Origin of the sequence: Candidatus Nitrosoglobus terrae, assembly GCF_002356115.1 — a bacterium.
Classification (GTDB): domain Bacteria; phylum Pseudomonadota; class Gammaproteobacteria; order Nitrosococcales; family Nitrosococcaceae; genus Nitrosoglobus; species Nitrosoglobus terrae.
The window spans coordinates 1,641,624-1,653,519 of record NZ_AP014836.1; the positions used below are offsets into that span (position 1 = coordinate 1,641,624).

At 41.1% G+C, this 11,896-nt stretch carries 12 protein-coding genes; 2 read left to right on the forward strand and 10 right to left on the reverse strand.

Annotated elements, in window-relative coordinates; translation table 11 throughout:
- Window positions 1–11 precede the first annotated feature (11 nt).
- The 3 genes from TAO_RS07755 to TAO_RS07765 all read right to left on the reverse strand — a co-directional run bounded on the left by TAO_RS07755 (window position 12) and on the right by TAO_RS07765 (window position 2,088).
- Complete coding sequence (locus TAO_RS07755; protein ID WP_231910629.1) at window positions 12–458, reverse strand: HU family DNA-binding protein; 447 nt, start codon at window positions 456–458, stop codon at window positions 12–14.
- Between the two features lie 47 nt (window positions 459–505).
- Window positions 506–760, reverse strand: coding sequence for a hypothetical protein (locus TAO_RS07760; RefSeq protein WP_096527367.1), 255 nt, complete (start codon window positions 758–760; stop codon window positions 506–508).
- A gap of 356 nt (window positions 761–1,116) precedes the next feature.
- Window positions 1,117–2,088, reverse strand: coding sequence for an MraY family glycosyltransferase (locus tag TAO_RS07765; RefSeq protein WP_231910630.1), 972 nt, complete (start codon window positions 2,086–2,088; stop codon window positions 1,117–1,119).
- Window positions 2,089–2,537: 449 nt separating this feature from the next.
- Here TAO_RS07765 and TAO_RS07770 point away from each other — a divergent pair, with 449 nt between their 5' ends.
- Complete coding sequence (locus TAO_RS07770; protein WP_096527368.1) at window positions 2,538–3,602, forward strand: PEP-CTERM sorting domain-containing protein; 1,065 nt, start codon at window positions 2,538–2,540, stop codon at window positions 3,600–3,602.
- Here the strand turns inward: TAO_RS07770 and cysC are convergent.
- Window positions 3,599–4,201, reverse strand: a complete 603-nt coding sequence (cysC, locus tag TAO_RS07775; protein WP_096527369.1) for an adenylyl-sulfate kinase — start codon at window positions 4,199–4,201, stop codon at window positions 3,599–3,601. The genes TAO_RS07770 and cysC overlap by 4 nt on opposite strands.
- 265 nt (window positions 4,202–4,466) lie before the next feature.
- Between cysC and TAO_RS07780 the strand changes: the two genes are divergently transcribed.
- On the forward strand, window positions 4,467–5,945 hold the full coding sequence (locus TAO_RS07780; RefSeq protein ID WP_096527370.1) for a mannose-1-phosphate guanylyltransferase/mannose-6-phosphate isomerase: 1,479 nt from the start codon (window positions 4,467–4,469) through the stop codon (window positions 5,943–5,945).
- A gap of 62 nt (window positions 5,946–6,007) precedes the next feature.
- Here the strand turns inward: TAO_RS07780 and sufT are convergent, their stop codons facing one another.
- From sufT to sufB, 6 genes are read right to left on the reverse strand one after another with little or no spacing between them, the layout of a single operon-like run.
- On the reverse strand, window positions 6,008–6,553 hold the full coding sequence (gene sufT / locus TAO_RS07785; RefSeq protein WP_096527371.1) for a putative Fe-S cluster assembly protein SufT: 546 nt from the start codon (window positions 6,551–6,553) through the stop codon (window positions 6,008–6,010).
- A 14-nt stretch (window positions 6,554–6,567) separates the two neighbouring features.
- Window positions 6,568–7,020 (reverse strand): Fe-S cluster assembly sulfur transfer protein SufU, encoded by a 453-nt coding sequence (sufU, locus tag TAO_RS07790; RefSeq protein ID WP_096527372.1) that lies wholly within the window; start codon window positions 7,018–7,020, stop codon window positions 6,568–6,570.
- Window positions 7,020–8,282, reverse strand: a complete 1,263-nt coding sequence (locus tag TAO_RS07795; RefSeq protein WP_096527373.1) for a cysteine desulfurase — start codon at window positions 8,280–8,282, stop codon at window positions 7,020–7,022. Before TAO_RS07795 ends, sufU begins: the two co-directional genes overlap by 1 nt.
- Entirely contained in the window at window positions 8,279–9,625 is a 1,347-nt protein-coding gene (gene sufD / locus TAO_RS07800; RefSeq protein WP_096527374.1) for a Fe-S cluster assembly protein SufD, read from the reverse strand. The genes TAO_RS07795 and sufD overlap by 4 nt, the downstream gene beginning before the upstream one ends.
- Window positions 9,622–10,395 carry a Fe-S cluster assembly ATPase SufC gene (gene sufC / locus TAO_RS07805; protein WP_096527375.1) on the reverse strand — a complete coding sequence of 258 codons (774 nt, stop codon included), beginning with the start codon at window positions 10,393–10,395 and terminating at the stop codon, window positions 9,622–9,624. Before sufC ends, sufD begins: the two co-directional genes overlap by 4 nt.
- 43 nt (window positions 10,396–10,438) lie before the next feature.
- Window positions 10,439–11,887, reverse strand: a complete 1,449-nt coding sequence (gene sufB, locus TAO_RS07810) for a Fe-S cluster assembly protein SufB (protein WP_096527376.1) — start codon at window positions 11,885–11,887, stop codon at window positions 10,439–10,441.
- Window positions 11,888–11,896 lie beyond the last annotated feature (9 nt).

Below are 11,896 nucleotides of genomic sequence, written 5' to 3' on the forward strand. Positions count from 1 at the left end.
CTTATCTATTATCAATTAAGCTGTTTATTCCCAGAAGCAAAGGCTTTAAATCGTAAATAATTTCGAGAAGAAACTTGAGTAGCTTTTCCCGTTTTAGGATTACGTACTTCCCGCGCATCCATGTGTTTAGAATAAAACTTACCAAAATTGCTAAGGCGCACTTCCTCTCCAGCCTTTAAACTCCCAATAACTTGTTCTTTAAATGAAGATAGGACTTTTTCAACTTGCCCTTGATCTATTCCTGCTTGTTTAGCAATACGCGTTGCTAGATCTTTATCATTTGAGGTTTGTCTTTGGCTTTTCTCAGCCTTCTCCAATTTCGCAGTCTTATGTTTATCTTTAGCAACCTGCCCTTGTTGTTTTTCAATCTTCTGTGTTTCTACCGAATCGGACTTATCGCTAGCGGCCACCACAGAGAAGGAAACTGTCATCAACATTAATAAAAAAACTTTTTTCACTTTATCTCTCCTTTTTTATAGAAGCACAGCTTAATTGTTACCTATTATTAGTTTACAGGAAGTTTGATCGCTGCTGTAAACCCATAAGAGAAAACAGAAGCGAAGTTAGCTAGCGTTCCGTTAATATTGCCATTGACGTACTCCTCCATCCCAAAACTAATCACCGGTAACCCAATATAGGTGGCAGCTACATTTCCTGCAGCACCGCTATTGTTAACAATGGCACCAGTAACAGCAGCTATCATGGTATGATCGGAGGTTAGATCTAATTGATTAAGAGTAGCGCCTAACTCTATATTCAACCCAACACTTAATCCGTTTTCTGTCCCCTAAACAAAATCACTAGTAGTATTGATTTTTGATTGTGCTAACAGATGCAAGTCATCCAAATCAAATGCCCCGCTGCCGGTAGCCACTACGTTATTGCCTACTTGCTCCAACCTAACCACATAATTGAGCCTTCACCTCTATTGGAGTCACCAATATCATGGCCATCATTCCTAACCCTAAGCTGCTTGACGAAGCCACACCGAGAGGAAAAGGAAAATTCTGTCACTAGAGTCCTTTAATTGTTATTTGTTATTTGTTATTAATTTATATAGAGCTAAATTATTATTACATTCAACTCCCTATATGATCAAATTTAAGTTAATTCTTATTATAATCTTGATAGAGGATGCATGGGCTGTAACCGTTCAACCCGCCAATAAGCAATACCAAGTACTATCAGTACTCCACAAAATAGCCATGGAATCGCGTCTTGATGTATATTTCCCCAAAGGGCAGCTATCCCTAATACGGTATTTATCACCATGATCCTTAATAGAGATCTACGGTGAGACCCCTCTGCCTGATATAATCGCTGATAGGCATGGGTGCGATGGGCAAGATACCAACGCTCTCCAACGAGGATTCGCCGTAGCAAAGTGACCGTAGCATCAAACCAAAATACCCCGTAGAGAATCATCCATAGCACAATCGGAATATTCCAATAGATTTTTCCCGCAAGCGCAAAAACTGCAACTAAAAACCCCAGAAAACCACTACCGCCATCCCCCATAAAGATTTTAGCGGGCGGCCAATTCCACACTAAAAAACCTGCTACGGTGGCTACCAGTAGCCAAGCAAAGTAGGCGTAATGATGTGCTCCTACCTCCCATAACCACCCGCCCCCGATAAGAAATATAAAACAAGCCTCTGCTCCAGCGAGGCCATCAATGCCATCCATAAAATTAAATAGATTAATAGACCACACGATGAGCAATATTAAACCTAGCCCTTTTAACCAATGAGAACTAAGTACCTTCAAGCTATCGTAGGAGGGAGGGATATGGAGTAAAAAATAGAGAGTTATTAAAGCTGCCATAAAATGCACTAAAATCCGTACTAACGGACTTAAATTATGGTGATCATCCATATAGCCAATAGCAGCTACTAAAATCGCCCCTGGAAAAAAAAGCGATATATCATCGGAAGATAACTCATCTCCCCCACTTAGCAAGATCGCTCCAAGCCATAGGACGACGAAGACTATACCCCCTCCTCTTGGGATAGGTAGCTGATGAGAAGAACGAGCGCTGGGGATATCCAGTAATCCTTTACGTGTAGCATAGCGCCGAAAATAGCCCACTAGGATTAAGGATAAAAAGAAAGATATCAGCAGTGACGCTAACAACGGAATAGCCAAAATAAATTTAGAGCAACCTAAAAAACGAGGTGATGGTGCTGAATAATAACATTATCAATTTGTCATATTTTTACACTTTAAAAACTTATTAATCCTATTAGAAACCTATTGCCCTTAAACCATTAAATTATATCCATATTTTATCTCTGAAATATCTTGATCTACCGTTCGCCAAAGCGCTAAAAAGTGTAAATATTTTTTACAACCCTCCTTTCAGACCTGCTATTATTTTAGCTAATCTATTGTATTTATTTATTTTTTATCTATGGAATAAAAATTGCTTATCTATTTAATCATACCGTATAAAAATCTTACATTTAGCTTTTACACGATAGAATTTTAAAGAAATTTACTCGCTAATTATAACAAAAGTGATGAGGCGTGAATCAACTATGGAAATTACTTTTTTGAGAAAAAATATCATTTTGAATTGTTATCATCTCCTATCTATGCAATTTCAGCGTTTTGTCCATGAAATCTCATTCATATTAACATTCACCATAGCTATATGGAGTCTAAGTGTTTCAACTGCCCAAGCAACCATCGTGTTTAATATCACCTACGACGATATGGTCAACCATACTGGCATTGGCTTTGACGATCCTATTTTTGGGGCAGAGCGTCGTAATACCCTGAATGCTGTATTTGATTACCTGAATACCGTAATTGATTCCAATGGCACCCTAGATTATGAGGTTAAAGATTCAAATAATTTGCCTAATAGCAGTAATCTGGCGGCCGGTAGCTCGCTTTATTTTCCAAGTCTCAACGGATTTCAAGATGGCCTAGCCTTTGATCATATCATGACCGGTATTGACCCCTATCCATCTTCTTATGATGGACTTGTGACGTTTAATTTTGGCAAAAATTGGAATAGCAGCCTCGATACTCCAGCTGCCAATCAATATGATCTTTACAGTGTCGCTTTGCATGAAATTACCCATGCACTAGGTTTCAGAACGTTGCTTAATGAAGCTGGGAATAGCCAAATCAGCGATAGTAACCCTGGCGTTTTTACTACTTGGGATAGCCACTTGGTGCTGGGCGATGGGGACCCACTTTTTAATTCTGCCGGAAAGTTTATCGGCTCAACCACAGATTTGGTCAGTAATGATATTTATTTTAGCGGCACAGAGGCCAATTTAGCCAATGGCGGTAAGCCAGTTCAAGTCTATGCCCCCAGCACATGGAGTGCTTCAAGCCTCGCTCATCTCGATGTAAGCAGTGATTTAATGTATCCTTTCTCTTTTAGAGGTGAAGAAAAACGACAATATAGCCCTATAGATTTAGGAATTCTCCAAGATCTAGGGTATACACTTTATTCCGATCTTACTCAAATACATGATATACCTGAACCGAGTAGCTTAGTTCTATTTATGATGGGGGGCATATTGTTGCTTTCTCTTTATTTCAGGAAATTAAGTAAACCCCCTATCCTTTTTAATAGAATCATCTAATCCAATATAATAGATCGGGACTTTAGCAGATTAATTACCATCGCCACAGACTCTTCTATATCTTGAGTACCAGTGTTCACGACTAATTCTGGTATTTCTGGGGCTTCATAGGGCGAAGAAATTCCCGTAAACTCAGGAATTTCTCCAGCCCGCGCCCGCTTATATAGCCCTTTTACATCCCGTTGCTCACATATAGCAAGGGGAGCTTGGCAATAAATTTCTAAGAAATCACCCTCAGCCACAAGATCGCGCGCCCGCTGACGATCCTGTCTAAATGGAGAAATAAAGGCTGTAAGCGCAATCACTCCTGCCTCTACAAAAAGCTTACACATCTCACCAATGCGGCGAATATTTTCGGATCGATCTTCCTTCGAAAACCCTAAATCAGCACAAAGACCATGGCGGACATTATCTCCATCAAAAACAAAGGTTCGACATCCTAGCTGTAAAAGCCGCGACTCAACTGCATGGGCTAATGTTGATTTACCAGCACCAGATAGGCCCGTAAACCATAAAATGGTACTCTTATGACCATTTAACCATTCCCGATCAGCGCGTTTAACAACAGGTTTATGCCATATAATATTACTTGAAGCCATAATATTTTATTCCATGGAGCTTACATTCAAATAGCGCTCGCTTAGTACAATATAATGCAAACATCATAGTATTGATCATAAGATTCCCAATGAATTCCTTAAACCTGCAAAATGATAATAGTCAGTCTTTTTTTACTGTAGAGATATAGGAGTAATTTTCGGTAAAATACGCTCACTTAGATAACCAAATTTTGAGTTTCAAATATAATTTACAAGCCACTAATGAGGCTATATTTAAGCTAATCACGATAAGGATAATATTATTATGCTGCTACAGCCCGTAATACTTTCAGGCGGATCAGGGACTCGCCTATGGCCCCTCTCTAGAGAGCATTTCCCTAAGCAACTCTTATCGTTAGTGGGCGCCTGTAGCATGCTTCAAGATACACTTACCCGCCTTAACGGTATTTCTTCTGATATCCCTCTTTCTCCTCCGTTGATAGTGTGTAATGAGGAGCATCGGTTTTTAGTTGCAGAGCAAATGCGGCAAATTAACGTTGTTCCTCGACAGTTGATCTTAGAACCATTTGGCCGTAATACCGCGCCTGCCCTTACGCTAGCCGCCTTTTCAACTTTAAAACTAGATGAGGATTGTATCTTGCTAGCAATGCCAGCTGATCATGTGATCACCAATATTGCCGCCTTTCAAGCCGCTGTTCAAGTAGGATATCGACTGGCTCAAGAAAATCATATCGTGGCTTTTGGTATCATCCCTGCTCGAGCTGAAGTAGGTTATGGTTATATTCAAATAGGGCAACCACTACCAAATACAATAGCTCATTTAGCCTCTGCGCCTCAAGCTTTTACCCTTAAGGCGTTTGTAGAAAAACCAGATCAGGAAACGGCGCAACATTACTTAGAATCTGCCGGCTATCTATGGAATAGCGGTATGTTCATGCTTCGAGCATCAGCGTGGATAGCAGAAATTTCAAACTATGCCCCTGAGATCGAGAAAACTTGCTATCAAGCGATATCTGAAGGGGTTCAGGATGGGGATTTTTTTCGAATCAACCGTACTGCCTTTGTATCTTGCCCTCATGATTCTATCGATTATGCGGTTATGGAAAAATTGACTGCTGAAAGCCCCGCTCACTCTCCTGCCGTTATCCCTTTAAATGCAGGTTGGTCAGATGTTGGTTCTTGGCCAAGTCTACTGGACGCTAATCCTCGAGATGAAAATGGCAATATGATACGAGGTGACGTCCTCCTTGAGGATATTCGAGACACATTAGTCCTAGCAGAACATCGGATGGTAGCTGCAATTGGTCTTAAAGATCTTATGATTATTGAGACAGCAGATGCGGTACTGGTAGTACATAAAGAGCACGCTCAGAATGTTAAAAATATCGTAACGCAACTGAAAAGAGAAGGAAGAGAGGAGCATATTAAACATCAAAAAGTGTATCGCCCTTGGGGCTATTATGAAAGTATCGATTTTGGCCATCGGTTTCAGGTTAAACGAATTATGGTAAACCCCGGAGCTTCATTATCTTTGCAAATGCATCATCACCGAGCCGAACATTGGATTGTAGTGACAGGAACAGCCCGCGTTATTCGAGATGATGAAATTATCCTTATTTCTGAAAACCAATCTACTTATATTCCCTTAGGAGTTAAGCATCGTTTAGAAAACCCTGGAAAGTTACCGCTAGAAATTATTGAAATTCAATCAGGTAGCTATTTAGCTGAAGATGATATTATCCGCTTTGATGATCACTATGGCCGTGCTGGGCAATCATATTAGCAGATGGATTCTATTTGATAATATTCACGTTTTGCTAGAAATGATTAATAAACAAAACAATGCTAGTACATTCCAGTTTGAATCTTAGCGGCATCAGACATCATGCTATAATTCCAAGGAGGATCAAAAACCAGCTCTACATTCGCAATTTCAATATTATGAATAGCTTCAACCTTCTCCTTGACATCTTGTACTAAAACTTCTCCCATACCACAGCCTGGAGCAGTTAAGGTCATCTTAATATCCGCTTGCTTTTGGCCATCCGCTAGAGAGGAGATTGAGCACTCATAAACTAATCCTAAATCTACAATGTTAATAGGAATTTCTGGGTCATAGCAGGTCTTCATCTGTTCCCATGCTAACCTTTCAATCTCTTCATCGGAAGTCCCAGCAAGCACTTGTGGGGCTTCTGTTAGCTCTAAACCTAAAGCATCGGCATCTTTACCTGCTACCCTTGCCAAGTTTCCATGAATATAAACTGTATAACTACCCCCAAGGTCTTGCGCCACGATAACCTCTGTACCTTTAGGGATAATTATTTTATCCGCCCTAGGTACCAACACTGCCTCACAATCACGACTTAGGACAATAGGGTCACGGTTATACATTCCTAAGCTCCTATTTATTCTGTTGTGACTACTTGGTTGCTATGATCTAAGGCTGTGTGCAATGTATGCCAAGCAAGGGTTGCGCACTTAACTCGCATCGGAAACTCTTTAACTCCCGCTAACACCTCTAATTTCCCTAAAGGGAGTCCACTAGTATGAGTTAAACCATCATCCGTCATCAATCGGTGAAATTTACTAAATAAGCACTCAGCCTCCTGTGCACTCTTACCTTTGATAATTTCAGTCATGAGCGATGCTGAAGCCATAGAGATAGCACAACCTTCACCTTGAAAGCTTACATCCTTAATAATCTCATCATCTATTTTAAGAAATACCGTCATCTTATCCCCGCATAGAGGATTATGCCCATCAGCCCAAAAATCAGCACTCTCCATAAGGCGAAAATTTCGTGGCCTTTTTTTATGATCCAAAATAACTTCTTGATATAAAGATCGTAAATCACTCATTATCCTAATAACTCTCTTACATGCTTAATTCCAGTAGCTAATGCATCTACTTCTGCTTTGGTATTATATAGTGCAAAGGAGGCCCTTGCTGTTGCTGGAATACCAAAGTAATCCATCACCGGCTGAGCACAATGATGGCCTGTTCGGATAGCAATCCCTTCACGGTCTAAAATGGTTCCAATATCATGGGGATGGATATCATCCAAAACAAAAGACAGTACGCCTACTTTCTCCTGAGCAGTACCGATAAAACGTAACCCTGGAATCTCAGCTAAAATCTCAGCAGCATACGCTGAAAGCTCTTGCTCATATAACGCCACATTTTCCATCCCTATTTCCTGCAGATAATCTATAGCTGTACCAAGACCAATTGCGCCAACGATATGTGGAGTTCCAGCCTCAAACTTATAAGGCAGATTGTTATAAATCGTTTTGTTAAAACTGACCGATAAAATCATATCCCCTCCACCTTGATAAGGAGGCATAATTTCTAACCACTCCCGCCTACCATAAAGCACCCCAATACCTGTAGGCCCCATCATTTTATGGCTTGAGAAGGTATAAAAATCACAATCAAGTACCTGTATATCAACCGGCATATGGGGAACCGCTTGAGCGCCATCAAGTAACACCGGTATTCCACGATTATGAGCCATTGCAACAATTTTCTGCACTGGATTAATAGTGCCTAAAGCATTAGAGACATGAGTTATAGCTACTAAAGATGTTCGTGGTGACAAAAGCCTCTCATACTCATCCAAGATCAGATCGCCGGCATTGTTAATAGGAATTACTTTAAGCACCACACCCATTTGTTCACATAAAATCTGCCAAGGTACAATGTTAGAGTGGTGTTCCATATAAGAAATTAAAATCTCATCTCCTGCCTGTAAACGACTCCGGCCAAAGCTTTGAGCAACTAAGTTGATAGCCTCAGTAGCACTACGTACAAATATGATCTCTTCCCGATAAGCCGCATTAATAAAATGCTGCACTTTATCTCTCGCCGCTTCATATTCTCTGGTTGCCCTTTCACCAAGTTGATGTACTGCACGATGAATGTTGGCATTATTCCAGCGATAATACTGATTAATTGCTTCAATAACTCGGGTAGGTTTTTGTGCCGTAGCTGCATTATCTAAATACACCAGAGATTTTCCGTGTACCTGCTGGTTTAAGATAGGAAAATCAGATCGCACCCGTTCAACGTCAAAATACCTATCTAACCGAGATATCTCAGCAGCAGTATTTCTAGTTATCATAGAACTATCTCCTGATGATGGCCTCTAAAAAACTGAGTATTTAGCCGACGCTCAATGTGTGTGCGAACAGGTATAGGATCAATATCTTTAACCATCTCTTCAGCAAAGGCATAGATCAATAGCTGACGAGCTGCGTCTTCATCCAAGCCTCGAGATCGAAGATAAAATATGTGATTATTATCTAGTTGCCCTACAGTAGCTCCATGAGCACATTTGACATCATCAGCATAGATCTCAAGCTCTGGCTTGGTATTTACCTCCGCTCCTTCGGATAATAGTAGATTGCGATTAGCTTGTTGCGCATCTACCTTCTGTGCGCCTGGATAAACCATCACTTTACCATTAAATACCGCTCGTGATTTATCTCCCAGAATCCCTTTATAGCGCTCTCTACTACTCGTATGAGGATATTTGTGATCAACTCGCGTGTGGTTATCAACGTGACGATTACCCTCTAGGACATATAGCCCTTCTAAAGTACATTTAGCCCCTTCCCCCACTAGTACACTATTAATATCATTACGTGCTAACTGTGCCCCCAAGGCTAGATTACGGGAAAGAAACTCAGTATCTCGCCCTTGCTGTACCTGAATTGTTGCGATATGGAAACTCTTAGCCGACTCTTCTTGTAGCTTAATGTGCTCAATTTTCGCCCCCTCCCTCATCACAACCTCGGTTACAGCGTTAGTGAAGTATGTAGCTTCATTTAACCCGATATAGTGTTCAATAATATTCAGCTCGCTTTCTGGCTCTAAAACAATAAGATTACGTGGATGAGTCACTACCGCTTTATTTTGACTATTCGTAATAAATAGAAGATGTATTGGTTTAGTAAGTGTGATTTTACGGGGCAAATAAAAATAGGCCCCATCAGCTATAAATGCCGTATTAAGTGCTGTAAAAGGCTGCTGTTGATAATCAGCATAACGAGCTAATACATCACGCAGTTGCCTTTCTTGCTGCTTAAAAACGTTAGCTAAATTTCCTATCACCGCACCTTCAGGTAATATCTCAATTTCAGAGGCTTCCGCTACAAAATGACCGTTAACGAATACTAGACGAGAGCAAGGCATCTCTGTAAAAAAATACCTCTGGTAATCCTCTACGCTCACTGGATCTGATGGGACACCAATGGACGTAAATTCCGTGTTAGCAAGACCGTGTACTCGAGTATATTTCCAGTTCTCTTCTTTAGCGTTAGGAAAACCAAGAGAGACAAAATTTCTTAGCGCTTGCTGGCGTAGCGATTGAAGCCACGATCCCTCTCCTCCCAACAGCCACGTCTCTACGTCGACATATGAATTAAGATGAGAATTCCAAGCCTCACTGAATATATTATTCATGATAAGGCCACCCTTGCAGCCAGATTTTTATTTTCCTCAATCCACCCATAGCCCTTCTCTTCTAGCTCCAAAGCAAGCTCTTTGTTGCCAGATTTAATAATACGGCCTCCTGAGAGCACATGAACATGGTTTGGTACGATATACTCTAAAAGACGCTGATAGTGGGTAACTAGAATTATTCCCCTTTTAGGACTACGCAGGGCATTTATTCCATCAGCTACAATCCTAAGTGCATCAATATCTAATCCAGAGTCCGTTTCATCCAAAATAGCTAATGTAGGCTCCAAAATAGCCATTTGTAGCACTTCATTACGCTTTTTTTCACCCCCCGAAAAACCTTCATTAACGGCACGCTGTAAAAAACGTTCATCCATTTTAACTAATTTCATCTTTTCCCGGACTAAAGCTAGGAAATCTATGGCATCAAGCTCATTTAATCCATGGTGTTTACGTATGCTATTTAAAGCAGCTTTTAACAAATACACGTTACTAACGCCAGGAATCTCCACCGGGTATTGAAAAGCTAAGAAAACCCCAGCGCGAGCCCGTTCCTCAGGTGCTAAATTCAGTAGATTTTGTCCCTGATAAATCACCTCTCCTGCAGTAACCTCGTAATCTTCTCGTCCTGCTAAAACATTAGCAAGAGTGCTTTTACCTGAGCCATTAGGCCCCATGATGGCATGGATTTCACCAGGATTTACCTGTAAATCAACACCAGATAAAATGGGTTTTCCGGCTACATTAGCGTGTAAATCTTTAATAGTCAGCATCTAAAATCTCTATAATTTCGCTAAAAGGAGTAGTTTAAAAAGATTAACCGACGGCACCCTCTAAACTTACACTTAACAAATTTTGCGCTTCTACCGCAAACTCCATGGGTAATTCTTTAAATACCTGTTTACAAAATCCATTGACGATCATAGAGACAGCATCTTCAGCAGAGATTCCTCGCTGCTTGCAGTAAAATAATTGATCTTCACTAATTTTAGAGGTTGATGCCTCATGCTCAACCTGAGCTGACGGGTGCTTAACTTCAATATAAGGAAACGTATGCGCACCACACTGGTCTCCCAAGAGCAGAGAATCGCATTGGGTGTAGTTACGGGCACCTACTGCTGTAGGAGCCACTCGTACTAATCCTCGATAAGAATTCTGTCCTTTTCCAGCTGAGATTCCCTTAGAAATAATAGTGCTACGGCTGTTTTTCCCAATATGGATCATTTTCGTACCCGTATCAGCCTGCTGGAAATTATTAGTTAGCGCTACTGAGTAAAATTCTCCTACTGAGTTATCTCCTTGCAATATGACGCTGGGGTATTTCCAAGTAATTGCCGATCCGGTTTCTACCTGAGTCCACGAAATCTTGGCATTTACACCTCGGCAAACCCCTCGTTTAGTCACAAAATTGTAAATTCCACCGCGGCCTTCTTCATCCCCAGGGTACCAATTTTGAACTGTGGCGTACTTTATCTGGGCATTATCCAAAGCAATCAGCTCCACTACTGCCGCATGAAGCTGATTCTCATCTCGCATGGGCGCGGTACAGCCCTCTAGGTAGCTTACGTATGCTCCTTCATCTGCTATAATAAGCGTGCGTTCAAATTGCCCAGTTTGCGCTGCATTAATACGAAAATAAGTGGATAACTCTAAAGGACAACGAACACCTTTAGGTACATACACAAAGGAGCCATCGCTAAAAACGGCAGAATTTAAGGCAGCATAAAAATTATCCCGATAAGGCACTACGGTACCTAAATATTTTTCTACTAAATCCGGGTACTGTCGTACCGCCTCAGAGAAGGGGCAAAAAATAACTCCAGCTTCAGCCAGCTTCTCCTTAAAGGTGGTGGCTACTGAGACGCTGTCAAATACCGCATCTACCGCTACACCAGCTAATCGCGCTCGTTCATGCAAGGGCACGCCTAATTTTTCATAGGTCTCAAGTAACTTTGGATCAACTTCATCCAAGCTCTTAGGGCCGTCTTTCTTTGACTTAGGGGCTGAATAATAAATAATATCCTGATAATTTATGGGAGGATAGTAAACATGAGCCCAATTTGGCGCTTCCATTTCTAACCAATGACGATAGGCTTTAAGGCGCCATTCCAGCATAAACTCTGGCTCATTCTTTTTACTAGAGAGCAGCCGGATCACCCCCTCGTCAAGCCCTGGAGGTATTGAATCTGATTCAATATCAGTTATAAAACCAGCTTCATACTGCCGGTGAGCAAAGTCCTCAACCTTAAGGGTTGATTTAACCATAACCTACTC